Source organism: Salinisphaera sp. (assembly GCF_035690525.1).
Lineage (GTDB): Bacteria > Pseudomonadota > Gammaproteobacteria > Nevskiales > Salinisphaeraceae > Salinisphaera.
Genome location: NZ_DASSKM010000036.1, coordinates 1 through 23,868, shown reverse-complemented (window position 1 = coordinate 23,868; position 23,868 = coordinate 1). Strand labels below are relative to the sequence as shown.

General features: G+C 67.3%; 19 protein-coding genes and 2 pseudogenes. 4 read left to right on the top strand and 17 right to left on the bottom strand.

The genetic code is table 11. The features are described 5' to 3' along the window. Positions 1 to 15 precede the first annotated feature (15 nt). The 11 genes and pseudogenes from VFJ08_RS02295 to VFJ08_RS02255 all read right to left on the bottom strand — a co-directional run bounded on the left by VFJ08_RS02295 (position 16) and on the right by VFJ08_RS02255 (position 12,217). Entirely contained in the window at positions 16 to 1,023 is a 1,008-nt protein-coding gene (locus VFJ08_RS02295) for a hypothetical protein (RefSeq protein ID WP_324994736.1), read from the bottom strand. After that, positions 1,016 to 1,738 carry a hypothetical protein gene (locus VFJ08_RS02290; RefSeq protein ID WP_324994734.1) on the bottom strand — a complete coding sequence of 241 codons (723 nt, stop codon included), beginning with the start codon at positions 1,736 to 1,738 and terminating at the stop codon, positions 1,016 to 1,018. The genes VFJ08_RS02295 and VFJ08_RS02290 overlap by 8 nt, the downstream gene beginning before the upstream one ends. Before the next feature lie 30 nt (positions 1,739 to 1,768). Beyond that, positions 1,769 to 2,845: a mitochondrial fission ELM1 family protein gene (locus VFJ08_RS02285; protein WP_324994733.1), complete on the bottom strand. Its 1,077-nt coding sequence runs from the start codon at positions 2,843 to 2,845 to the stop codon at positions 1,769 to 1,771. Further along, entirely contained in the window at positions 2,835 to 5,264 is a 2,430-nt protein-coding gene (locus VFJ08_RS02280; protein ID WP_324994731.1) for an ELM1/GtrOC1 family putative glycosyltransferase, read from the bottom strand. Before VFJ08_RS02280 ends, VFJ08_RS02285 begins: the two co-directional genes overlap by 11 nt. A 62-nt stretch (positions 5,265 to 5,326) precedes the next feature. Then, entirely contained in the window at positions 5,327 to 6,265 is a 939-nt protein-coding gene (locus VFJ08_RS02275; protein ID WP_324994728.1) for a hypothetical protein, read from the bottom strand. 137 nt (positions 6,266 to 6,402) lie between these two features. Beyond that, positions 6,403 to 7,173, bottom strand: a complete 771-nt coding sequence (locus VFJ08_RS02270) for an aspartyl/asparaginyl beta-hydroxylase domain-containing protein (RefSeq protein WP_324994727.1) — start codon at positions 7,171 to 7,173, stop codon at positions 6,403 to 6,405. A gap of 32 nt (positions 7,174 to 7,205) precedes the next feature. After that, entirely contained in the window at positions 7,206 to 7,985 is a 780-nt protein-coding gene (locus tag VFJ08_RS02265; protein WP_324994725.1) for an SDR family NAD(P)-dependent oxidoreductase, read from the bottom strand. Between the two features lie 59 nt (positions 7,986 to 8,044). After that, positions 8,045 to 9,223 (bottom strand): annotated as a pseudogene (gene spt, locus VFJ08_RS15690) (serine palmitoyltransferase); the annotation flags it as partial. Between the two features lie 11 nt (positions 9,224 to 9,234). Beyond that, positions 9,235 to 9,354, bottom strand: a complete 120-nt coding sequence (locus VFJ08_RS15685) for a hypothetical protein (protein WP_349256937.1) — start codon at positions 9,352 to 9,354, stop codon at positions 9,235 to 9,237. Positions 9,355 to 9,745: 391 nt separating this feature from the next. Beyond that, positions 9,746 to 10,429: pseudogene (locus tag VFJ08_RS15680) on the bottom strand (NAD-dependent epimerase/dehydratase family protein); the annotation flags it as partial. Between the two features lie 6 nt (positions 10,430 to 10,435). Further along, positions 10,436 to 12,217 carry a fatty acyl-AMP ligase gene (locus VFJ08_RS02255; RefSeq protein WP_324994721.1) on the bottom strand — a complete coding sequence of 594 codons (1,782 nt, stop codon included), beginning with the start codon at positions 12,215 to 12,217 and terminating at the stop codon, positions 10,436 to 10,438. A 538-nt stretch (positions 12,218 to 12,755) separates the two neighbouring features. Between VFJ08_RS02255 and VFJ08_RS02250 the strand changes: the two genes are divergently transcribed. The 4 genes from VFJ08_RS02250 to VFJ08_RS02235 all read left to right on the top strand — a co-directional run bounded on the left by VFJ08_RS02250 (position 12,756) and on the right by VFJ08_RS02235 (position 16,783). After that, positions 12,756 to 13,904: an N-acetyltransferase gene (locus VFJ08_RS02250; protein ID WP_324994719.1), complete on the top strand. Its 1,149-nt coding sequence runs from the start codon at positions 12,756 to 12,758 to the stop codon at positions 13,902 to 13,904. Then, a complete protein-coding gene (locus VFJ08_RS02245; RefSeq protein ID WP_324994717.1) occupies positions 13,901 to 14,731 on the top strand; it encodes a nucleotidyltransferase family protein in 831 nt (276 codons plus the stop codon). Before VFJ08_RS02250 ends, VFJ08_RS02245 begins: the two co-directional genes overlap by 4 nt. A gap of 89 nt (positions 14,732 to 14,820) precedes the next feature. Next, on the top strand, positions 14,821 to 15,825 hold the full coding sequence (locus VFJ08_RS02240; protein WP_324994715.1) for a diacylglycerol kinase family protein: 1,005 nt from the start codon (positions 14,821 to 14,823) through the stop codon (positions 15,823 to 15,825). Between the two features lie 7 nt (positions 15,826 to 15,832). Further along, positions 15,833 to 16,783 carry a hypothetical protein gene (locus tag VFJ08_RS02235; protein ID WP_324994713.1) on the top strand — a complete coding sequence of 317 codons (951 nt, stop codon included), beginning with the start codon at positions 15,833 to 15,835 and terminating at the stop codon, positions 16,781 to 16,783. Between the two features lie 54 nt (positions 16,784 to 16,837). Here the strand turns inward: VFJ08_RS02235 and lpxC are convergent, their stop codons facing one another. The 6 genes from lpxC to murG all read right to left on the bottom strand — a co-directional run bounded on the left by lpxC (position 16,838) and on the right by murG (position 23,866). After that, on the bottom strand, positions 16,838 to 17,767 hold the full coding sequence (gene lpxC, locus VFJ08_RS02230) for a UDP-3-O-acyl-N-acetylglucosamine deacetylase (RefSeq protein ID WP_324994711.1): 930 nt from the start codon (positions 17,765 to 17,767) through the stop codon (positions 16,838 to 16,840). Positions 17,768 to 18,031: 264 nt separating this feature from the next. Continuing rightward, positions 18,032 to 19,183 (bottom strand): cell division protein FtsZ, encoded by a 1,152-nt coding sequence (ftsZ, locus tag VFJ08_RS02225; protein WP_324994709.1) that lies wholly within the window; start codon positions 19,181 to 19,183, stop codon positions 18,032 to 18,034. Positions 19,184 to 19,268: 85 nt separating this feature from the next. Continuing rightward, positions 19,269 to 20,504, bottom strand: coding sequence for a cell division protein FtsA (gene ftsA / locus VFJ08_RS02220; protein ID WP_324994707.1), 1,236 nt, complete (start codon positions 20,502 to 20,504; stop codon positions 19,269 to 19,271). Then, entirely contained in the window at positions 20,501 to 21,238 is a 738-nt protein-coding gene (locus VFJ08_RS02215) for a cell division protein FtsQ/DivIB (RefSeq protein WP_324994705.1), read from the bottom strand. The genes ftsA and VFJ08_RS02215 overlap by 4 nt, the downstream gene beginning before the upstream one ends. A 112-nt stretch (positions 21,239 to 21,350) precedes the next feature. Next, positions 21,351 to 22,745 (bottom strand): UDP-N-acetylmuramate--L-alanine ligase, encoded by a 1,395-nt coding sequence (gene murC, locus VFJ08_RS02210; protein ID WP_349256936.1) that lies wholly within the window; start codon positions 22,743 to 22,745, stop codon positions 21,351 to 21,353. A gap of 56 nt (positions 22,746 to 22,801) precedes the next feature. Continuing rightward, the gene (gene murG, locus VFJ08_RS02205; RefSeq protein ID WP_349256934.1) at positions 22,802 to 23,866 is read right to left on the bottom strand and encodes an undecaprenyldiphospho-muramoylpentapeptide beta-N-acetylglucosaminyltransferase; all 1,065 of its coding nucleotides are present in this window, start codon (positions 23,864 to 23,866) and stop codon (positions 22,802 to 22,804) included. Between the last annotated feature and the right edge of the window lie 2 nt (positions 23,867 to 23,868).

The window sequence follows — 23,868 nt, the reverse complement described above, 5'->3', positions numbered from 1 at the left end:
CTCGCCGCACGGGTGTCACTTGGCCTTGAGGTCGCGCCAGATCTGGCGCATCTCCTCGACCGGGCTGACCGGGTTCCAGCGCGCGCGTACCGTAGCCGCGCGCATATGATCGAATTCGGCCAGCAACGGGCCGAGATCGTCGACGGCGGCTTCGATATCGGCCCAGCGCCGGGTGAAGGCCGGCGAATCCAGCGTCAGATCGTCGGCGGCGACTTCGTCGAGCAATGCATAACCCTCGGCGGTCCAGCGATTGACCCGCGGGTCGGCGAACAGATCGTCGCGGGTGAAGCGCGATGCCGGTTTGTCCTTCTGCAGAAACCGGTTCGCGTATTCATCGACGCCGGCCTGCCGGGCCGGCCCGAGGGTCAGACCGAGATCGCGCGCCACGCGGGCGAGCTGGCCTTCCGGATCGGCCATCAACCGATCGAAATCCACCACCGCGCGCGGGCGCCCCGCGGTGCGATGAAAATACGGCACCACGTTGACCAGCCATTCCATATCCGACCACACCTGGCGCCCGCGCTGCGGATTGATCTTGGACCTAGAGCGGGCGACGGACAGCGGATTGCGCAGCGCGATCAGATAGCGCACATCCAGGTCGAGCGCTTCGTGGACGGCGGCCCAGAACGGCATGGTGCGCAGCGTGCGCGAGTATTTGTAGCCCCACAGCGGTACCGCGTCGAAACGCTTGCCGAGCGTATCGATCGCCCGCGCCTGAATCGCCTTGAGCCGCGGCGTTTCGAACTCGGCGTCGTCGAGCAGGCGCACGCTGTGGCCGCGGATTCCGAGCGCCCGCTTGAGCTGCTTGCTGATCGCGAGGATGTCGTTGTCCTCGAAAAAGCCGGTCGGATTCTTGCCGCCCGGCCGGCGCAGCTTGTCGCCCAGATCGACCCCCAACGCGGCCAGCCCGCGGGTGATCGCGCTGGTGCCGCTGCGCCCGGCGCCGAGCACGGCGATCACGGTCGAGCGATTCGGGTCCGGCGCGGGCACGATCGGGGCCCGGCCGGCCGTCGTACTAGACATCGCGAATTTCCTCGCCCTTGAGCCGGCCCTTGAAGCGCCGCACCGCCGCGCGCACGCGATCGTTGATGACCACAATGAACACCTTGCGATACATGCCTTCCGGGCAGGTGATCTCGCGAACGCCGTGCCAGGATTTGGACTGGCGTTGGAACAGCAGGCTGTAGTTGCCGATGCTCTCGCCCTCGAAGGCGTCGGGGAAATCTTCGAATAGCGGCGCCGACTTGCGGTCAAAGGCGCCGTGATCGTCGAGAATCACCGTATCTCCGCCCCATTCCGGCGACCAGTTCTCCGGCGAACTGAAATAGAAGATATGCGACCCCAGCTTGCGCTGCGCGTCACAGTGCGGCGAGACCGAGGCCCCCCGGGGCGCGTAATGCCAATGAAAGTTCAGCTTGAACAGGCCCCGCCCGAACAGGCGCTTGATGAAATCGTGGTAATGGTCGCTCTGCAATTCGTCGATGAAAGCCTGCCATTCGGGCGCAATATCGAGGCCCGGCCGGTATTCCAGCGAATAGCGATCGTGCGGCTTCTGCCCGTGCGACCGGGCCTGGCCGAACTGCGGCGTCATCTGGTCGGTGGTCGGTAGCGTTTCGAGCAGCCGTCGATAGCCTTCGTCGGTCAGAAGCTGTGCCGGATTGGCCCAGGGGTACGGCTGGGTGGCGCGAAAGGCTTTGCCGTCCATCGCGTCCAAGCGGTCGAAGTCCAGATACGTCATGACGACTCCAAATCTCGTTCGTGGCAGGTCTCATTCGGGGGTTGTCTCGGGGCGATCCGAAGCGGACGCAGAATAACCCATGAGCGCGCGGATACGAACGACGGTCGCGCCCATGTCGTCGGGCACGGGCGCCGGCGTCGCGGCGTCGACCAGACCGGCGTCGCGAAGACGCGCGTGAAACGCCGCAAAATCGCGCCGCGGCTTGCGCCAGCCGGCATAGACCAAGCCGCGATGCAGACGGCCGGCGAGGCCGGACAGCCGGCGCGCCGGTCTTTTCGCCGGCCACTCGAATAGCCGCACCGGACGCCCGGTGGCCACCGCCTCGGCGGCCAGCGAGGCGGAATCGCCGGTCACGATGAAACGATCGGCCAGCGCCAGAAAGGCGGGATACGGGTTATCGGCATCGTCGGCCCGCCAGCGATAAATTTCGGCGGGACAATCGATGGCCGCGATCAACGCATCGGCCGCGGCCGCCGGCGTGCGCTTGCTGGTCGTGATCAGCAGGCCGCCACCGGCTTCATGCGCGGCCCTGGCGGCTTCGCGGCCGAGCCGTGCCGCGGTCGCCGCATCGAGCGTATAGCTCGAACTGTCGCCGCCCACCAGAACCGCGATCCAGGGCCGCGGCAAACACGCCAGCCGGCCGCGCCAACGTTCGGCGGCCTCGGCCTTGCGCGCGCCATCGATCACGTTGAGCGGCAGTGTATTGCGTTGGACGTTGGCCGCCTCGGGCACCCGAAACTGCGCCAGGGTGACCACCAGATCGAAGTGATGCAGCGGCATCTGGGTGTGTAGCAGGTGCACGAGTTTCGTGTTGCCGCCGGATTGTTTCTTGATCCAGCGCGCGATCGGCGCCGAACGACGCGAGGCGGCGATCACCAGATCGGGCCACGGCGGCTGCAATGCATCCGCCTCGCGATCGAGGGTGAACGCGCGCGCGCCGATCACCGGGTTGGGCAGATGATTGAACGCGTTCCACGACAGCTGGCGGGTCTGGTAGGGCCAACCGAGCGCCTCGGCCAGCGCGATCATCTGCGCGTTGCCGCCGGCGCCCGCGCCCAGCAGCACCCAGACCCGCGGTGTGCGATGGCGGCCCCGATCAACCGGCACGAACGGCCGCGATCGGCTCGGCGTCGACTGCCACTACCCGGCCGTCGGGATCGGGCAGGCGTAGCATGGCCCGTATGCGCTGAGCCAGCCATTCGGTTTCGTGCCATGCCGGCGGCCGCCAGGATTCCAGCGCGCCGTCGAGCAGGCGCGCCACGCCATGCGCGACCAGCGCTTTATGCAGCGCGGCCATATCGCGCCGCGGCAGCAGAATGCGTCGATCGACCAGGCGGGCGCAGGCATACTGCAGGCCCTGCTGCGGCCGGCGCGAGCCGCGCGCGTTGAACCGGTCGCGCTCGGCCTGGTCGGCCGCCCAGTCGGCCACGCGCCGGCGCAGGTCGGGGCGGGCGGCCGGCAGCGGCGCGATATACACCGGCTTGCCGGTGGCCACGGCCTCGGCGATCATCGATTCCGACTCGCCGGTCACGACCAGGATATCGGCCGCCGCCAGATAGCCGAGATAAGGATTGTCGGCCTGGTCCGCCGGCTGCCAGGGCACAAACCGGCTCGATTCGGCGAGCCGGGCGTTGATCGCCCGGCCCGCCTGTTCGCGCGTACGCCGGCTGGTCAGCACCGCGAGCGTGCCGCCGGCCGCGTCGGCCTGGGCTTGAATACGCGCCGCGAGTTCGCCGGCGGTATCGGCATCCAGCGCGTGCTGGGCGTTGTCGCCGCCGACCAGCCAGACGATATGCGGCGCGGCTGCGTCGCCGAACAGGTCCGGCCACCGCTGGCGCGCCGCGGCGAGCCGGCCGGCGGCGACCTTGTTGGGCGGCAGGATCGTTTCGATCTGGCGCGGATTGGGCGGCAGCCGGAAATGACGACAGACCACCGCGATGTCCTGACTTTCGCCCACGCGGCCGCCGCGCCGGCCCAGCAGAATCAACCGCGTCGCGCCGTGGCTGCGCTTTTGCAGCGCGCGCGCCGCCACCGCGGGCAGCCACCCCGACGCCACCACCACATCCGGCCAGGGCGCATTCAGCCCGCCCGGCCAGCCCGCTGCGCCCAGGCCGAGCGCATCGCGCGCCATCGCCAGCCCGTAACGCAGCGGCTTGCGCGCGATCTCTTTTTCCTCGACCCGCCAACCGAGCGCTTCGCTCAGGCCGAGCGTCTGGCTGCGATGGCCGGTCTTGTAGTGCAGCAGCGCCCACACGAGGGGCTTCGTGGACAACAGGGCCCCGCCCGACCAGCACCGGGCCCTCGGCGCTCGGCCCAACCGGGGTTTACGCACGACCAGGCGCCAGTGGCGCGTCGGCGCCCGGCGACCGGCCGCTTCGAGTTGCTGGTACCACCAGATCTCGTCCGCCGGCGTGGCGCGATGCGCGCTGTCGTCCATGGTGACGGCGACAATGACCGCGCGGCGCGCCTGGGCGAACAGCGAATCCAGCACCCAGGCCACATCGGGATCGGGCAACTGGGCGAGCCCGTCGGCGGCCACCACGTCCACCGGCTCGCGCACCGCGCCGTCGGCCAGATCCTCCGGCCGGGCCGTGCGGCAGGCGATGGCGCCGAGCCCGGACAGGCTCTCGGCCCGGTCGTAGCCGTAGTAGGCCATTGAGGTCGCGCCGGCATCCTCGACCAGGCGCTTGAAATCGGCCAGCCGGCTCGCCGAGGGTGTCTCGAAACGACGCCGCGAGGCGCGCGCGGCGAAATCCGGCGTCGGGTGGCGCGGCCCGAACACCTGGAAACCGGCGGTATCCGCCTCGCGCTCGATGCCCAGCCAAATCTCGCCGGCCGGATTGGCGCGATAGACGAAATCCTGCGGTGTCGGCCGCCAAGGCTGACTATGGATCGTGGTGTAGTGCACCAGATACGACTCGCCGGGTGCGTACTCGGCATCGCGGGCGTTCCAGCCGTTGTCCAAATCGCCCCAGAGGCCGGCGCGGCGCATCCGTTTCTCGAGTTCGCGGTTGCCGACCTTGCGGGCGGTGCGCCCGTTCCAAAGATCGATCATCTTCGCGCAGTCGATCAGCATGACCGACGTATCGCGGTCGTTGATCGACAACACCCCGGCGTCGCCCATATCGAGGTCGAACAGCTCGGCCGGATCGCGCAGATAGATCTGATCGGTGTCGTTATAGATCGCGCGCCCACGCGCGCCGGCAAGTTCCGGAATCAGAAAGCGATAATTGGTGAAACCGGTCAACCACAGGCGGCGCTCGAAGCCGGTGAAATCCTTCATGAGATGAATTTCATAGCTGCGCGACGGATCGCGCACCCGCTCGACCGACCATACGAACGCGCGCTCGGCCCGGAACTGCACCGCCTCGGTGCCGAGAAAGATACGCACCGGCTGCTTGTCGCTGGGCGTCACGCCGGGCTTGGGCGGCAAGGTCAGGCACAACGGGCGTGTCTGGGCCGATTCGGCATGGCGCAAATCGCCGGCCAGAAACGTCTCAATCACCCGCTTGCTTCGAATCGCCACGTTCGCTACCTCTGCCGTGCCCGGTTCTCGCCCCTATTATGACGCAGCCGGTTCCGGCCTGTTCAAGCGTATTGCCGATGCACCGTTTTCGGCCAGCGGCGCTTGAGGCAAAGCCATTGGCCCGGATGGCGCACGATCGCGGCCTCGAACAAAGCGTTGATCTGCCGGCTCATGTCCAGCACCTTCTCGTCGCGCGTCGTCGCTGGCCGGTCGGGCGTGACCGGCGGATGAATGTTAACGCGAAAACGCCCGCCGGGCAGGCGTTCGGCCAGCACCGGCACCAGATCGCAGTCGAAGCGCAGCGCGAGCCGCGCCGGCGCGGTGTTGGTCATTGCCGGATGCCCGAAGAACGGTACCGCTTCACCGCTGTCCAGTCGGGTGTCCACGGTCATGCCGATCGACTCGCCGCGCGCCAGCGACCGCATGAACATGCGCATGCCGCCGTCGCGCGAAACCAGCGGATTGGCGAACACGGCGCGCAGCCGGTTGAGCGCCCGGTCGACATAAGGGTTCTGCTCCGGCGCATAGATCACCGGGAGCGGGACATCGTAGTAGCGCCCGATCAGCGGCGTGAGCTGCCACGGGCCGAAATGCGCGGTCACGAATATCGTCGGCCGCTCGCGGTTCGGCACGTTCGCCCCGGACATCACGTTGAATTCGATGCGCGCGTCGCGCTCGCGCCATAGCCGATCGAGATTGGCCAGCTCGACCATCGCGACCCCAACATTGGCGAACGAGGCCCGCGTGATCCGTTCGAGCTTTTCGCCGCGAGCGTCGGGAAACACTACCTGGAGATTGCGCCGCACTTTGTCCACCCGCGGCGACAGCCGGCCCAGGGCGTCGCCGAGGGTCGCGCCGATGGCAAGCCCGGCCTTGAGCGGCAACACGCGCAGCAGGCCGATCAGGCTCTTGAGCACGGCGGCCTCGGCCCACCACGTCAGGCGCCGGCGCCACGCCGCCACTTCGTGGCTGCGTCGGCCCGAAAAATAGAATCGTGCCATTATATGTCCCCTCTTTGATCGGCCCCTCTTCGATCGGCTGTTTTTCTTGTCGACCGGTGCCTGAAATTCGTCCTCTCCTATTGATGCAGTCTGACAAACCGACCGTGTTAAGCGCGTGCGATGAAACCAGGCATCACTCAGGCATCACGGCCGGCGGCCGCGCGGTAGCGCTCCTCCCAGGCCCGCTGATTGGTCATCGCGTCACGGAAATAAGCCGTGCGCTTGAGTGCCGCGATCATGGCGCGCGACACGGCGCGGCCGGGCAGGCCCATCGGCCGCTCGATATCGAACAGCAGCACCGCGCGTTCGCCGTCGGTCCGGTTCCAGACCTCGTGCGGATAGGTGTCGTCGAAAAAGAACATGCCGCCCTCTTGCCAGTGGCAGTCCACATCGTCGACCTGAATCAGGCACGGCTCGGGCGAATCCGGCACGCGCAGCCCGATATGGCAACGCACCAGCCCCTTGGTCACGCCCCGATGCCGCGGTATGTGCTTGCCCGGACCGAGAATCGAAAAGAACGCATTCGACAGCCCCGGGATCTGGTCGAGCGCGGCCGAGGTCGCCGGGCACATCTTGCGCCCGAACTCCATGCGTTCGCCGAACCCGTGCAGCCAGAAAGTCTTCCACTGGTCGTCGGTGGAAATGCGCGCCTGATCGGGGCTGATCTCCTGGAAGCTCGGCAACGCGCTGCGCCGCTCAAGCAGCGCATCGAGCTCGTCGCGCATCGCTTTCCACTGCAGGCGCACGCCCTCGGCCCAGGGAAAAAGCGCGTTGTCGAGCACCGGCTTATCGGGAATACGCGACTGAGCGGACAGGAAGTCCATCAGCGTACCGCGAAACAGCTTCTTGCCGAAACGCTTGACGGTCTTGCGTCGAAATCCGGCGACGCCGGACGAATCAGCACCCATATTAGCCTCGCTGTTGTAACCGGACTGCGCGCTCAAGCATCGGCGGGCCGACCTTGGTTAGCGAGCACCCGGCTATATAGGGAAAACGGTAGCAACCGCAGTATACCGGCGGCAACCACCAGACTCGACGGCCCCCGCCAGCGGCGCCGGCGCGCCAGGATCGCCGCCGCCATGCGCTCGGTCGCGGCCTCCATCGGCATTCGCAGGCGGCGTTTTCGCGCCCCGGGTCGGGCTATGAACCCCGGCTCCAGTAGCGTCACGTCTACCCCGCTGCCGCGCAGATCGATGGCCAGACTTTCCATAAAATTGGCGACCCCGGCCTTGGCCGCGGAATAGGCCGCGGCCGTGGGCAGACCGCGCATCGCGGCCAGACTGCCCATGGCGACCAGATGCCCCTGCCGGCGCGCCAGCATATCGTCGATCACCGCGCCAACGGCGTTGGCGGTGCCGATCAGATTGAGCCGGATCGTCCGCTCGATCGTCTCGGCGTCGTAGGCCGAAACATGCGTCGGCGTACCACCGCCGGCATTGGCCACCAGCCGGGTGACCGGCCCGAATTCGGCGCGCACCCGATCCACGGCCGCGGTCAGCGCCGTACGGTCGGTCACGTCGGCGGCGACCGCCATGGCGCGGCCGCCATCGGCGCGAATCCTCGCTACCAGTTCGTCGAGTTCGGGCCGGCGGCGCGCCAGCACGGCCACGGCCTCGCCGCGACGGGCGAGCTGTCGCGCCAAGCTATAACCGATACCCTGCGAGGCGCCCGTTATCAACGTGACATTTTCGTTGCCGATGCCGGGGCTGGAGCCGCTCATCGCTGTCGAAACCGGCAACCGATCAGGGGCGCCGGCGTGTGGAGCATGAACACGAGCGGTTATACCGCCCGGGCCGGCGGCGCGCCGATCGCGGTGAACGCCGCCACAATGCTATCGATCTGCTCGCGGCTGTGCGCCGCGCTCAGACTGGCGCGTATCAGGCACTTGCCGCCCGGCGTGGCCGGCGGCAGCATCAGGTTGACGTAAACGCCGCGATCGAGCAGCCCCTGCCAGAAACCGAGCGCGGTCTCGCGGGAATCGAACACCGCCGCCACCACCGGCCCGGGCGGCGCCGCCAGCGTGAAGCCGGCCCGCGACAAGCCGCGGTGCAAACGCCTGGCGTTGTCCCAGATGCGCCCGCGCAGACTGTCGTCGTCGCGCAGGCGGACCAATGCGGCGCGAACCGAGGCGATCACCGACGGCACCGGCGACGCCGTGAAGATATACGGGCGGCTGGCATAGCGGATCATATCGAGTTGTTGATGGCGACTGACACAAAAACCGCCGGCCGCGCCGAGGCTCTTGCTGAAGGTGCCGACCACGAAATCGACATCGCCCATAACGCCCGCGGACTCGACCACCCCGCGCCCGCCGCGCCCGACGATGCCCATCGAATGCGCTTCGTCGACCAGAATGGCGGCGCCGTGCTTTTTCACCACCGCCACGATCTCGGCCAGCGGCGCCATATCGCCGAGCATGCTGTAGATACCCTCGACCACCACCAGGGTATGCCGCGCGGCCTCGCCCAGCCGGCCAAGCCGCTTGTCCAGGTCGGCCGGATCGTTGTGCTTGAACAACAGCGTCTTGGCGCCGCCCAGCTTCAGGCCGTCGTAGATGCTGGCATGGCAATCGGCGTCCAGCATGATCGTATCGCGCGGGCCAGCGAGGGCCGCGAGCACGCCGAGATTGGCCTGATAGCCGGTGGAAAACACGATCGCCTGCCCCACGCCGTAAAAATCGGCGAGTTCGGCCTCGAGCGCGACATGCCCGTCGTAGGAACCGTTGGCCATGCGCGAGCCGGTGGTACCCGTGCCCTGGGCGCGCACTGCGGCGACCGCCGCTTCGACACAGTCGTCGTCGAAGGTCAGCCCGAGATAGTTGTTGGTGCCGGCCAGAATCATGCGCCGGCCGCCGATCACGCCCTCGGTCGCCGAAATGATGCGCTCGATCGGCACCCCCAGCGGATCGATACCCGAGGCCTCGATATCGCGACGCACGCGCACGATCGGCTCGAACTTGTCGAACAGGCTCAGGCCACGATGCTCGCATCCATCGCCTTGACCAGATCGTCCATGGTCTCGACGTCCGGCAGAAAGTTCATCGGAATGGCGGCGTCCAGCCGATCCTCCAGTTCCATGAGCACTTCCATCACCTGCACCGAGTCCAGACCCAGATCGTCCACCAACCGCGTCTGCGGCTGGATCTGCCCCCCGGCGGGCGCGTAGGGCGCGAGCAATGCGTGCAGATGGGCGTAGATATCGTCGTAGCGGTTGCTCATCGTTTGATCCGTTGTCTTTCGGCGCTTGGGCCCAGGCACAGGTCGCGGCCAGCCCGTCGCGCAGTTCCAGCCGCGGCCGCCAATCGATGATACCGCCCAGCGACGTATTGTCGGCGACCCAGTCGGCATGGCGCAGTTCGCGCAGTTTGCCCGGCGTGAGCATCGGCGCGCGCCCGGCGATGCGGGCCCAACCGGTATTGAGCGCGGCGGTGGCGCGCATGGCCGTTGCCGGCAATACCACGCGCCGGATCGGCGCTCCGCGCAGCGATTCGGCGATCGACACGACGTCGTTCCAGCTGTAGCCGCCGTGGCGGCCGTCGTGGATTTCGTGGATACCGGCCGCGCGCGCGCCGGCATTCACCCACGCGACGATCGCGGCCGCCAGATCGTGGACGTGAATGAGCGACACCCGCGCCCGCGGGTTTCCGGGAATCGGCGCGAAGCCCCGGCCCATGGCATCGAACAGGGGCGCCAGCTCACGATCGCCCGGGCCATAGACGGCGGGCGGGCGCAGCACGAAGGCCGGCGCCGGCGCATCGGCCTCGGCGAGCAGGCATTCCATCGTGCGTTTGCTCATCGCATAGTGCGACAACGACGGCTCGCGTGCGGCCAGCGAGGACAACGCGAGCACCGCACACCCGGCCTGGCGCGCCGCCGCGAACAAGCGCGCGCTGCCGGCCACGTTGACGCGGTCGAAATCGCGCCGGGTCGCGCCGCGAACCTGGCCGGCGGCGTGCACCAGCGCATCGGCCCGATGGATCAGTTCGGCCAGCCGCGCCGGCTCGGACAGGCTGCCGCGGATCGGCACGCCGCCCAGGGCGCGCACGGTGCCCGCCGCTTCCGGCGAGCGCACGAGCGCCTGCACGCGGTGTCCGGCCGCAATCAATGCGGCGACGGTGGCGCGACCGATGAAACCGGTGGCGCCGGTGACTGCGACGACCGCCACAGGCTCCTAGCCGGCCTGACGATCGCTTTCGGCCGCGGCCGCCGTCCCCGGCGACGCCGATTGCCGCTTCCGTAGCCGTTCGGCCAGGCGCTCGATGTAGTCGCGGCGCGCGCCGGCGCGCGACAACTTTCCAGAGGAAGTTCGCGGCAGGGTATGCGGCGCCACCGCCTCGACCAGGCATTCCACGCCACATTCGCGCCGCATCAGCCCCTCGAGCCGCTTGATCAACCGCTCGCGGTCGGCACGATCGCGCACCCGGCACTGAATCACCAGCACAGCTCCGTCGCTGCCCGACTCGAACGGCGCGGCGAAGGCCAGCGCATCGCCCGGCCGCAGTTCGGGCTGGGATTCGGCTAGCCATTCCAGATCTTGCGGCCAGATGTTGCGGCCGTTGACGATAATCAGATCCTTGGCGCGACCGGTAATGACGACCCGGCGGCCAATCCGATAGCCCAGATCGCCGGTATCCAGCCAACCGTCTTCCGACAGCACGCGCGCGCTTTCCTCGGGCCGCTCGAAATAGCCGGACATCACGCTCGGCCCGCGTACGTGCACGGCGCCTACCACGCGCTCGCCGAGCACTTGGCCGGCCTCGTCGCGGATTTCGAACTCGTATTCGGGCAGCACTTCACCGCAATCGACGAAGCGGGCCACGCGCTGCGCGCCGTCGGCGGCGGCCGGCGTCGCCCGGCCGGTCTCGGCCAGCGCTTCGGGATCCACGTGATCGACCTGCAGCCCCTCGTCCAGCGGGGCAAAGCTGATCGCCAGCGAGCACTCGGCCATGCCGTAGCAGGCCACGAACGCGCGCGCATCGAACTTTCCCGGCGCCAGCGTCTCGGCGAACCGCGCCAGCGAGTCCGGACGAATGGTCTCGGCCCCGGCGCCGGCGATACGCCAGCTCGACAGGTCGAAATCGTCGGCGTTGTGCCGGATACGACGCGAACACAATTCGTAACCGAACGACGGGCTGAAGGAAATCGTGCCGCGGTTGCGGCTGATCAGCGCCAGCCACTGGCGCGGCCGCATCGCGAATTCGCGCGTGGCGAGATAATCGACCGAGCGCTGCGAGGTGAGCGCGGCGAGCATGAAACCCACCAGACCCATGTCGTGGTACAGCGGCAGCCAGGAGACCAGACGGTCGTCGGCGCGCATCTGCACGCCCAGCTCCAGAATGCTCGACAGGTTCTGCATCACCTGCCTTTGCGAGATCACCACACCGCGCGGAAACTGGGTACTGCCCGAGGTGTACTGCAAATAAGCCGTGCGCGTTATGTCCTGAGACGGCCATTCGGCGTCGCTGAGCGGCAATTCGCCGAGCGACTCGTAGCTGCCCAGATGCGACAGCGCCAGCCCTTCAGCCGCCGCATCGAGGAAACTCATGAAAGGTTCGGGCGCCAGCGCGACATCGGCATGGCATCCGATCAGCAGCGAGCGCAGTTGGCGCGTATAGGCATCCCGGCTACCCAGCCCCACGATCACCGGCAGCGGCACCGGCACATAGCCGGCGTACTGGCAGGCGAAGAAACACACCATGAAGCCCGGCACGGTATCGGCAACCAGGGCCACGCGCGCGCCTTCGCCCAGATTCAGCGACATCAGCCGCTTCGCCGTATCCTGCGCGCGGGCGCGCAAGTCGGCGTAACTGAGCACGTCCGACAGTTCGCCCCGCCCGGTATAGAAGTTGAACCCCGTCTCGCCTTCGCCCGCATAGTCGAGCGCGGCGCCGAGCGTGGCGAAGTCGGCTCGACGCATCGACAGCCAGTGTTCGGTGGGCGTTGGCTTGATCATCGATTTACCTGTTTTCTGAACGAACGCGGGGCGCCCACAGACGTCAGTGGCGTTGTCGTATCGAAAGCATGGGACGCGCCGGCCCCTGCGGGGACCGCAACTTGCCCGGAGGCCCCATCCAACGGGCGGGCCACCCTGGCGACGGACGCTCCAGCCGACGCATTATTTATCGAGAACCGTAGCTGCATATCGTGTGCTCGGCCCGGCCCCCGCTCGATCATTGTTGCACGTGCCATCAATCCTGAAATCCTACTGTAAACCGGCCATCTTTGCACTAAGCACAAGCGGCCACGAACTTGTTGGCAGGTGAGATTCGGGCGCTCCGCGAGCGAACGGGTCGTTGGCGTCGGCATTGCATTGAATGGGCGCCGCCCGACCGCGCGCGGAGGTTGCCAGACCCCGCGTATGCGTTTCGTTAAGATCGACCAACATAAAGATCCGCGCGGCGCGACCAGCCGGATCAATTATAGCCCGGGCATTGGTCGCTCGCCAGGCTCCTGGCGTATATTGCCGAGCGCGAGACCGACCGGGACCCATCATGGCCGCCACTGCAAAAACTTCCTCCATCGAGATCACGCCGATTGAATCGACACGCGATCTCAAGCGCTTCATTCGACTGCCGCACGATATCTACGCCGGGCGCGACGAGTGGCGGGCCCCGCTTCATATCGAGCGGCGCATGCACCTGTCCCAAAAGCATAATCCGGCGTTCGAGCATCTCGACTGGCGGGCTTGGCTGGCCTGGATCGACGGCCGCGCGGTCGGCCGCATCACCGCCCAGGTCGATCGCTTGCGGGAAACAGAACACGGCGACCGCGTCGGTTATTTCGGCATGCTCGAAGCGATCGACGACGCCCGTGTGTTCGCCGGGCTGCTGACCACCGCCGAAACCTGGCTGACCGAACGCGGCATGACCGCCGTCCACGGCCCGTTCAATCTGACCATCAACGACGAATGCGGGCTGCTGATCGAAGGCCTCGATACGCCGCCAATGATGATGATGGGCCACGGCCGCGAATATTACGCCCCCTATGTCGAAGCCGAAGGCTACGACAAGGCGGTCGACATGCTGGCCTACTGGATCGACCTCGCCTTCGAGCACCCCAGGCCGATGCGGCGGCTGCTCGAGCGATACCGATCGCGTATACATATTCGCCCTATAGAGCGCTCGCGTTATACCGAGGAGCTCGACACGCTGCGCGACATATTCAACGACGCCTGGGCCGACAACTGGGGCTTCGTGCCGTTCACCGAAGCCGAATTCCGCGACATGGGCAACACGCTAAAGCTGCTCATCGCCGACGATCTGGTGCAGATCGCCGAGGTGAACGGCAAGCCGGCCGCCTTCATCGTCGGCCTACCCAATCTCAACGAGGCCGCCCGAGATTTGAACGGGCGCCTGTCGCCGATCGGCATCGGCAAACTGCTCTGGCGGCTCAAGGTACGCTTCCCGCGGACCGCGCGCGTGCCGCTGATGGGCGTGCGCCAGCAATATCAGGACGGCCCGCTCGGCGCCGCGCTGGCGTTCGGCGTGATCGCCGCGATGCAAAAAAGCCTGCGCGCGCACGGCGCAACCGGCTGCGAACTGTCGTGGATTTTGGAGGACAACAAAGGCATGCGCGACATCATCGAGCGACTGGGCGCGCACGCCTACAAAACGTATCGGATCTACCGGAAGACGCTTTGACCTCGGGCGGCGCGAACGATTGCAGCGGCGGCGGCAGCGGGCGCGCCGGCTGGGTCGCCGTCGTTCTTGCCGGCGATCGCGGCCGTAACGACCCCGTCGCCCGCGCGACCGGGGCGCGCTGCAAGGCGATGGTCGACGTCGCCGGCGCCCCCCTGCTCGGCCGGGTGCTGGACACGCTGGCCCGTTGCGACGACATCAGCGAATGCTGCGTCGTCGGCCCGGACGGCGCCATCGTCGATGCCAATCCGGCGCTGCGCGCGTTGGTCGCCGCGGCCGGCGTGCGTTGGATCGCGCCCGGCGCGTCTCCGGTCGCCAGCGCCTTGGCGGCGCTCGACTCGATTGCGGCCGAGCGCCCGGTCTTGATCACCACCGCCGACCACGCGCTGCTCACGCCATGCATGGTCGCGACCATGTGCCGATCGGGCGGCGATTTGGATCTCGGCGTCGGCCTGGTCGAACACGCCCGCGTGCAGGCGGCTTATCCCACCAGCCGGCGCACGGCCACGCGCCTCGGCGCGCACGCCTACTGCGGCTGCAATCTGTTTGCGCTGTATCGACCGGCCGGGCGTACCTTGGTCGAGCGCTGGCGGCGCGTCGAGAACGAACGCAAGCACCCAGCGCGCATCGTGGCCGGCATGCTCGGCTGGCCCGTGCTGATCCGCTATGCGCTGCGCGCGCTGTCGCTGGAGAGCGCCTTCGCGCGGTTGTCGAAACGCCACGGGCTGCGGGCCGGCCCGGTGCTGCTCGACGACCCGAATGCCGCCGTCGATGTCGATTCGCTGGCCGATCTGCGCCAGGTCGAGGCGATTCTTCGCGCCGACGACTGAACCTGGCCGTCCGGATCACCGGCGTACCCCGGCAATTGCCGCGATAGACTACGATAGACTAAGCACTTTTACCGAGCGCCGACCCGCCGATGGCCGAACCCGAACGATCGTCCGCGTCGCCCGCGCCGCGGCGACTGGGCATCATCTACAACTCGCAGAGCGGGCGCCACCGGCGGCGCTGGGGCCGGCATCCGGTGCCCACCGACGTGCCCGCCATCGAGGCCAACCGGCCGGACGAGATCGGCGCCGCGGTGGCCGAACTCGCCGCCCACGGCGTGAACGCGCTCGCGGTGGCCGGGGGCGACGGCACGGTGCAATGCGTGCTGAGCCACGTATTGCTCGCCGACCATTTCGATACACCGCCGGTGCTCGCGCTCGTGCCCACCGGCAGCACCAACATGACCGCACGCGACGTCGGCTTCGTCGACGTGCGTCGGCACGGCTGGCAGCCACTGCTGGATTGGGCGGCCGGAGGGACATCGGCCCGGGCGACCACCCGGGCGACAATCGCCGATCGGGCGGTACTGCGGATCCAGGCCTCGGACGGCCAGGCCCCGATCTGCGGCATGTTCTTCGGCGCCGGCGCGATCCATCACGCGGTCCAGTACACCCAAAACCGTCTGCATAGCGTCGGCCTGCGCGGCGAGGTCGGTCCGAGCCTGGCCTTCCTGCGTTTTCTCAAATCCGTGGCGCTACGGGACCGGCGCTACTTCGCACCCACGCGGGTGCGTCTGACCGACGACGCCGGCCGCGCGCTCGACGATCCGACGTTGTTGTTCGTGGCCTCGACTCTGGGCCGGCTGGTGTTGGGCTTTCGTCCGTTCTGGGGCGCCGAATCCGCGCCGATCGCCTGGACCGCGGTAAGCCAGAATGCTTCGCGTTTTCTGCTGCGTCTGCCGTTCGTGGCCCGTGGCTGGTCGCCCGGGCTCGGCGGGGGCGCGAAAGATGCCGGCTACGTCAGCCACAACAGCCGCGAACTGCGGCTCGAGTTCGACGACGGTTTCATCGTCGACGGCGAGTTTCACCACAGCCGCCCGGGCGATGGCCCGGTGCGCCTGTCGGTGGCCGGCCGCCTGCCGTTTCTGAGCCTGTAGGCGCGATATGCCCGAACTGCCCGCCGATAGCGCCGCCTACCGGGAGATTGCCGGCCCTTGCGAGACGGATCAGGCCGAAGCGCTGGCCCCGCTCATCGACATGATCCGGCGCCGGCATCGTCAGTCGGTACGCGCCGTCGTTTACTACGGCTCGTGTTTGCGCAGCGGCAATCCGAGCGCGGGGCTGGTCGATTTTTATGTGCTGGTCGATCGCTATCGGGCGGCCCACGTCAGTCCGGTGTCGGCGGTGGCCAATCGATTGCTGCCGCCCAACGTCTACTACCTGGAATGCCCGACGAAAACCGTCACGCTGCGCTGTAAATACGCGGTCGTGGCGCTCGACGATCTGCGCCACGGCGTGGCGCACGGGCGCTTGTCCAGCCTATGGGGCCGTTTTGCGCAGCCGGTCGCGATCGTCTACGCCGCCAACGACGAGATTCGCCGGACCGTACGCGCCTGCTGCGGCCGGGCGGTGATCACGCTTCTCGATGAAAGTCTGCCCGCCCTGCAACCGCCGAGGCTGCCCGCCGAGGCCTTCGGCGCCGCGCTGGCGCTGAGCTACGGCGGCGAACTGCGCACCGAAAGCGGCGAGCGCGGGCTGCGTATCGCCGGGCACGACCGCCCGGAGTACGCGCGCCGGCTGCACGCGGCACGACCCCGGCTCGCCTTTCCGGTCGTCCAGCGCGATGACGGCCGCATCGAATGGAAACCCACTGCGGGCCAGCGCCGGCGCGCGCTACGCGCCTGGCGTGTTCGAGCGCCGGCCGGGCGTGTGGTATCCGTGTTGCGCCTGGCCAAGGCCTGCTTCACTTTCGACAACGCGGTGGACTACGGCGCCTGGAAACTCGAGCGTCACACCGGCGTGGCCATCGAGGTCACGCCCCGCCTGCGGCGCTATCCCTTGATCTATGCCTGGCCGCTACTCTGGCGGCTCTACCGCGACGGCGTGCTCCGCTAGCCGGCGCACCTAAAGAGTCGGCGCGGGCCGCAGGCGAGCGGAATCGAGGCGCGCTCAGGCCGCGGCGGCGGCCGCCGCCGGGCGTGCGTTGATGTAGGAGATGGGCAAGGCCTCGCTGTCTTCGTAGGTCGTTTCTTCCCAGGCCTTGTCCTGCTTCAGCAAGGCGCGGACGAGCTTGTTGTTGAGCGCATGACCCGACTTGTAGCCGGAATAACTGCCGATCAGGCCGCTGCCCAGCAGATACAGATCGCCGATGGCGTCCAAAATCTTGTGGCGGACGAACTCGTTGTCGTAGCGCAAACCGTCGGCGTTCAACACGCGATAATCGTCCAGCACCACGGCGTTATCCATCGAGCCGCCACGCGCCAGATCGTTCGAGCGCAGATACTCGATATCCCGCATGAAGCCGAAGGTGCGCGCCCGGCTGACTTCCCGAACGAAGGACGTGGTGGAGAAATCCACCGTCGCGGTCTGGGTTTCCTCGGCGAACGCCGGATGATCAAAATCGATCGCGAAGCTCACCTTGAAGCCGTCGAACGGATCGAAGCGCGCCCACTTGTCGCCGTCGGTGACTTCGACCGACCGTTTTACGCGAATGAAACGCTTGGGTGCGTTAAGCTCCTGGATGCCCGCGGACTGGATCAAAAACACGAACGGCCCCGCGCTACCGTCCATAATCGGTAATTCGTCGGCGGACAATTCGACGATTGCATTATCGATTCCGAGGCCCGCCATGGCCGATAATAAATGTTCCACTGTCTTGATACGCACGCCTTTTTCGTTGACAAGCGTGGTGGCCAGCATGGTATCGCCGACCGTGAAGGCGCCGGCACGCACGTCGACAACCGGCTCGAGATCGGTGCGACGGAAGACGATGCCTTGATCCGCGGCGGCCGGGCGCAACGTCATATAGACCTTCTGACCCGTGTGCAGGCCGACGCCGGTGGCGCGGATCGGATTCTTGAGCGTACGCTGTAAAAGCATGTGCGTCTTCCCTGGCCATTCTTCTGGCGATTTATGGCGGGCGGTTCCGGTGCGGCCGTCATCAGCCCGTCACAATGATTTGTTATGTATTGCTTATCAGTCTAGAAACAGTGCATTAACTCGGACTTAATCCGGTTGTATTCGACTGTTTTCGATTTATGTCGCGGCGAAAAAGCCGTGTAGTGTAACACTTTGGTGGCACGCCACCGCCGGTTCATGAGAATCGGCGGCGGCGTGCCGGCAACGCAGCAGAGTCGTATCGTGTCAGTCGGCCTGGTTACGCAGGAACGCCGGCACGTCGAAATAATCCATGTCGACGGCCGTGCTCTCGCGATTGCCCTGGCGCGGCGACTGCCGGATCACCGTCGGCCGGTCCAGATCCTCGTAACGCATCTGCCCGGCGGCATCGCGCTTGATCGCCTGCGGCGCCGGCGCCTCGCGCTCAATCTGCTGCTGGCCGAGACCGGTCGCGACCACCGTGACCGTGATCTCGTCGCCGGCTTCCGGATCCTCGGCCATGCCGATGATCACCTCGGCGTTGTCGCCGCCCATTTCCGCCACCACCTCGTTGACGATCTGGAACTCGTGAATGCCGAGATTCTCGTCGCCGGTGACGTTGACCAGCAGGCCTTGCGCGCCGTGCAGCGACAGATCGTCGAGCAACGGGGACGCCAGCGCGGCTTCGGCCGCCTCGCGGGCCCGATCCTCGCCCTTGGCCGAGGCCCGGCCCATCATCGCCATACCCTGTACGCTCATGACCTTGCGCACGTCAGCGAAGTCGACGTTGAGCATGCCCGGACGGGTAATCAGGTCGGAAATACCCTGCACCGCGTTGTGCAGCACGTTGTTGGCGGCCTGGAAGGCGTTCTTGAGCGTGATCGAACGGCCGAGCGCGGTCAGCAGCTTCTCGTTTGGAATCACGATCAGCGAATCGACGAAACCGCCGAGCTCATCGATACCGCGCTGGGCCACTTCCATGCGCCTGCCGCGCTCGAACGGAAACGGCTTGGTGACCACGGCGAGCGTCAGAATACCCATCTCGCGCGCGATCTCGGCAACCACCGGCGCCGCACCCGTGCCGGTGCCGCCGCCCATGCCGACGGTAATGAACAGCATGTCGGCGCCCTCGATGGACTCGCGGATGCGATCGCGGTCCTCTTCGGCGGCCTGACGACCGACGGCCGGATCGGCGCCCGCGCCGAGGCCGCGGGTGACGTTCAGGCCGAGTTGCACCAACACGTCGGCGTTACAGCGCTCCAAATGCTGAGCGTCGGTGTTGGCACAGATGAAATCCACACCCTGGATACCGCCGGCGACCATCTGGTTTACGGTGTTGCTGCCGCCACCGCCGACACCGATGACCTTGATGACAGCCTGGGTATTGGTCTGATCCGCGAACTCGAATACTTCTGGCATGTTGTACCTCTTGCGTTGCCCTGCTTTTTCCTTGCGGAAAATCGTTTGCGTCCCTCGTGCCCCGAACGATCGTCCCGGAAACCCTCTAGAAATTGCCCTGGAACCAGGCCTTCATGCGTTCCCAGACCTGGGCGAATGTGTTGTCCTGGACCGGCATGTGCATGCCGCCCTTGGATTGCGTGCGATGACCGAACTCCAGCAGCCCCACCCCGGTGGCGTGGATCGGATTGCGCACCACGTCGGACAGGCCCTGCACCTTTTGCGGCGTGCCCAGTCGCACCGACATATGAAAGACCTCTTCGGCCAGATCGGTCAGCCCTTCCATCTTGGAGGAGCCGCCGGTGATCACGACGCCGCCGGCCAGCAAATCCTCGAAACCGGAACGTACCAGTTCCTTGTGGATCAGCATGAACAGTTCTTCGTATCGGGGCTTGATCACCTCGGCCAGGGTGTAGCGCGACAGCCGCCGGGGCGGGCGCTCGCCGACGCTGGGCACCTCGATGGCGTCGTCGTCGGCGATCAGCTCCGGTAGCGCGCAGCCGTAACGGATCTTAATCTGCTCGGCGTGCTGGGTCGGCGTGCGCAGCGCCACCGCAATATCGTTGGTGACCTGATCGCCGGCAATCGGAATCACCGCCGTGTGGCGGATCGAGCCGTTGACGAACACGGCTATATCCGATGTCCCGCCGCCGATATCGACCAACGCCACGCCGAGATCCTTTTCGTCCTCGGTGAGCACGGCGTACGACGAGGCCAATTGCTCCAGCGACAGCTTGGAAACCTCCAGCCCGCAGCGCGCGACGCATTTCTGGATGTTGTGCGCCGAAGTCACCGCACCGGTCACGATATGCACCTTGGCCTCGAGCCGCACCCCGGACATACCGACCGGCTCCTGGATGCCCTCGTTATCGTCGACCGCGAATTCCTGCGGCAGGACATGCAGTATCTTCTGATCGGCCGGAATCGCGACCGCGCAGGCCGCGTCGATCACGCGCTCGATATCCGATTCGGTGACTTCCTTGTTGCGTACCGCGACGATGCCGTGCGAGTTGAGCGAGCGGACATGCGCGCCCGAGATGCCGCAGTGCACCGAGGCGATACGGCAGCCGGCCATCAACTCGGCTTCCTCGACCGCGCGGCGAATCGAATCGGTGGTCGATTCGATGTTGACCACCATGCCCTTCTTCATGCCCTTCGACGGCGCGCTGCCCAGGCCGATGATCTCGAGCCTGCCGTCATTGGACTCGGCGACGATGCACGCCACCTTCGACGTACCGATATCCAAGCCGACGATGAGATTCTGTTCCGGGCGTTTGCTCATCCGACTGACTCCTCATGACTCGCCGAGGCGGCCTGTTGGCGGCTGCCGCCCACGGCAAAACCGTCGCTATAGCGCAAATCGACGTAGCCCGCCGTGGCCAGGGCTTGTTGAGCCAGAGGACGCGCCAACGCATAGTGCACAAAGCGCTGCATGCGGGCCGCGAGTTGTTCGCGGCCGAGGCGAAGCTCGAGTCCGTTGTCCAGGCGGGCCTGCCAGCCACCGCGCGCGTTCAATTTGAGCGACGCAATATGCACACCATGGCCGGCGAGGATACCGGATAGACGACGATATTGTGCATAGACTTTAGCGCTGTCCTTGGCCGGCCCGTCGAGTTCGACCAACCCCTTGGGGCGCGTATCCGGCGTGAACACTTGGCCGTCGGCGGCCAGCACGCTGTTGTCGCCCCAGGCCGCCACCGGCTTGTGATCGGCGACATGCACCACCACGCCGTCCGGCCAGTGGCGCGACACGCGCAGTTCGGTCAGCCACGGCTCGCGCGCCAGGCGCGCCTTGAGCGCTTCGGTGTCGACATCGAAGAACGACGCCTTGAGATAGGGCGCGGCGATCTGGGCGATCTGCCGGTCGGAGACGTGCGCCGAGTGGCCGCTGATATACAGCCGTCGCGGACCGGAACCGTCCGGCTTGATGCCTTGCCAGGTACAGGCGGCCACGCCCAGCAACACGGCCGCGCCGATGACGCCGTCCCGCAGGCGCCGTGTATTGATCCAGCTCATGTTCCTACCTCCTCGGCCCGTTCCCCAATCTCTTTGGGGCCGAGCACGCCAAACTTTGCCGCGGCGCACGCGGGCGCCGCCGGTTGTCGGTCGTACAAACGCGCCGCCCGACTCATCGCCCGGTCCCCGCGGCGCCCGCCGCCAGCCGCTGCGCCACGGCGCCGATATCGCCGGCGCCGAGGGTGAGCACCACATCGCCGTCGGCGACCACGCCCGCCAGCACGGCGGGCAACGTATGAACATCGTCGACGAACACCGGGTCCACCCGGCCGCGTGTGCGCAGCGCCCGCGCCAGCGCGCGGCCGTCGGCGCCGGTGATCGGCGTTTCGCCGGCCGGATAGACTTCGCACAGCACCAGCACGTCCAAATCGGCGAGCACTTTGGCGAAGTCCTCGAACAAATCGCGGGTACGGGTGAAACGATGCGGCTGAAACACCACCACCAGCCGCCGATCCGACCAGGCGGCCTGCGCCGCGGCGATGGTCGACGCCAGTTCGCGCGGGTGGTGCCCGTAGTCGTCGACCAGCAGCGCCGATTTGCCGCCGAAGTCGATCTCGCCGTGCACCTCGCAGCGCCGGCCAATGCCGGCGAAATTCGACAGGCTGACGCCGATCGAGGCCATGTCGACGCCCAGCTCGTGGGCCACGGCCGCCGCCGCCAGCGCATTGAGCACGTTGTGCCGGCCCGGCAGATTGAGGTGCACATCGAACCCGGCGTCGCCGTTGTGGCGCAGCGTAAACCGCGTTCCGGTACCGTCGAAGCACAGATTCTCGGCCCGGAAGTCGGCGTCGTGGTCGATGCCGTAGGTGGTGATCGGGCGGCCGACGTCGGGCAGGATTCGGCGCACGACCGGGTCATCCACGCACAACACCGCCAGGCCGTAGAACGGCAAGTGGTGCAGGAATTCGACAAAGGTGTCGGTGAGCCTGGAAAACTCGCCGCCGTAGGTCTCCAGATGGTCGGCATCGATGTTGGTGACGATCGCCATCATCGGCGTCAGGAATAAAAACGACGCGTCCGACTCGTCGGCCTCGGCGACCAGATACGGCCCCTCGCCCAGGCGCGCGTTCGAGCCCGCGGCGAGCACCTTACCGCCGACGATGAAGGTCGGGTCGAGATGGCCGTCGGCCAGCAGCGAGGCCACCAGACTCGTAGTCGTGGTCTTGCCGTGGGTGCCGGCCACGGCGATGCCGTAACGAAACCGCATCAGCTCGGCCAGCATTTCAGCGCGGCGCACCACCGGCACCAAACGCTCGTGCGCGGCCGCCACTTCCGGATTGTCGGCGGCGACCGCGCTCGAGACCACCACCACGTCGGCCTCGGCCACGTGCGCGGCGTCATGGCCGAGATAGATGATCGCGCCGAGCGCCGCCAGCGACTGCGTGGTCGCGCTGTCCTTGAGGTCGCTGCCGGTGACCTGGTAGCCGAGATTGATCAGCACGCGCGCGATGCCGGCCATGCCGACGCCGCCGATGCCCACCATATGCACCGTGCGCACGCGGCGCATCGGCCGGTGCATCAACGGCTCGAAGTTCTGGATCATCCCCGGCCCGCCCAGCGCTGTCATGCGGCCTCCAGGGTCTGATAACAGGCATCGACGATATCGTTCGTCGAATCGCGCCAAGCGACCGCGCGCGCGGCCTCGGCTCGTTCTAACAGCGCGGCGCGATCGCCGGTCAGTTCGGCGAGTTCGCGCGCGAGTCGGTCCGCGCTGAGCTCGCTCTGGTCGATCAGGCGCGCCGCGCCCGCCTCGACCAGATAACGGGCGTTCGCGCGCTGGTGATCGTCCACCGCGTGCGGATACGGCACCAGCAACGCGGCCACGCCGGCGCCCGCCAGCTCGGCCACCGTCAGCGCGCCCGCGCGACAGATCACGAGATCCGCCCAGGCGTAGGCGCCGGCCATGTCGTCGATGAACGCCTCGAGCCGAGCCTCGACGCCGTGCTCGGCATAAGCCGCCTCGGCCGCGGCCAGCGTACGCCCGGCCTGGTGCCGGACCTGCGGCCGCCGATTCGGATCGAGCCGGGCCAGCGCGGCCGGCACGCGCTCGTTGATCGCCAGGGCGCCGCCGCTGCCGCCGAGCACGAGCAGCCGGACGGCATCGTCGCGCCGCGCCCAGCGCTCGGCGGGCGCGGGCAGGCCGAGTATCTCGGCGCGCACCGGATTACCGACCGTGCGCGGGCGGCGGGCCGCGTCGAAAGTATTCGGAAACGCCTGCAGTACGGTATCGGCAAACCGGGCGAGCACGCGGTTGGTCAGCCCCGCGGCCGCGTTTTGTTCGTGAATGAGCAGCGGCGTTCCGCCGAGACGCGCCATCAGCCCGCCCGGGCCCGAGGCGAAGCCGCCCATGCCGACGACCAGCGCCGGGCGCACGGCCCCGAGCACGCGCCGCGTCTGCCACAGCGCCCGGGTCATGGTGGTGGGCGCGGCCAGCAGCGTCGTCAGATGCTTGCCGCGCAAGCCGCCGATCTCGACGGTATGCAGCGTCAGCCCCGCGGCCGGCACCAGACGGGCCTCAATGCCGGCGGCCGTGCCCAGCCACGACACCGCCGTCCCCCGCGCAATAAGCTCGCGGGCGACCGCCAGGGCGGGGAACACGTGCCCGCCGGTTCCGCCGGCCATGATCAGAA

Bases quoted from the DNA above. Each gene is read 5' to 3' on its own strand.
- murC (WP_349256936.1), bottom strand. From the start codon at position 22,745: ATGCGCCGCGTGCGCACGGTGCATATGGTGGGCATCGGCGGCGTCGGC.
- VFJ08_RS02235 (WP_324994713.1), top strand. From the start codon at position 15,833: ATGCCCGAACTGCCCGCCGATAGCGCCGCCTACCGGGAGATTGCCGGC.
- VFJ08_RS02215 (WP_324994705.1), bottom strand. From the start codon at position 21,238: ATGAGCTGGATCAATACACGGCGCCTGCGGGACGGCGTCATCGGCGCG.
- VFJ08_RS02275 (WP_324994728.1), bottom strand. From the start codon at position 6,265: ATGGCACGATTCTATTTTTCGGGCCGACGCAGCCACGAAGTGGCGGCG.
- VFJ08_RS02255 (WP_324994721.1), bottom strand. From the start codon at position 12,217: ATGATCAAGCCAACGCCCACCGAACACTGGCTGTCGATGCGTCGAGCC.
- VFJ08_RS02265 (WP_324994725.1), bottom strand. From the start codon at position 7,985: ATGAGCGGCTCCAGCCCCGGCATCGGCAACGAAAATGTCACGTTGATA.
- ftsZ (WP_324994709.1), bottom strand. From the start codon at position 19,183: ATGCCAGAAGTATTCGAGTTCGCGGATCAGACCAATACCCAGGCTGTC.
- VFJ08_RS02270 (WP_324994727.1), bottom strand. From the start codon at position 7,173: ATGGGTGCTGATTCGTCCGGCGTCGCCGGATTTCGACGCAAGACCGTC.
- ftsA (WP_324994707.1), bottom strand. From the start codon at position 20,504: ATGAGCAAACGCCCGGAACAGAATCTCATCGTCGGCTTGGATATCGGT.
- VFJ08_RS15685 (WP_349256937.1), bottom strand. From the start codon at position 9,354: ATGGAAGTGCTCATGGAACTGGAGGATCGGCTGGACGCCGCCATTCCG.
- VFJ08_RS02240 (WP_324994715.1), top strand. From the start codon at position 14,821: ATGGCCGAACCCGAACGATCGTCCGCGTCGCCCGCGCCGCGGCGACTG.
- VFJ08_RS02290 (WP_324994734.1), bottom strand. From the start codon at position 1,738: ATGACGTATCTGGACTTCGACCGCTTGGACGCGATGGACGGCAAAGCC.
- lpxC (WP_324994711.1), bottom strand. From the start codon at position 17,767: ATGCTTTTACAGCGTACGCTCAAGAATCCGATCCGCGCCACCGGCGTC.
- VFJ08_RS02295 (WP_324994736.1), bottom strand. From the start codon at position 1,023: ATGTCTAGTACGACGGCCGGCCGGGCCCCGATCGTGCCCGCGCCGGAC.
- VFJ08_RS02250 (WP_324994719.1), top strand. From the start codon at position 12,756: ATGGCCGCCACTGCAAAAACTTCCTCCATCGAGATCACGCCGATTGAA.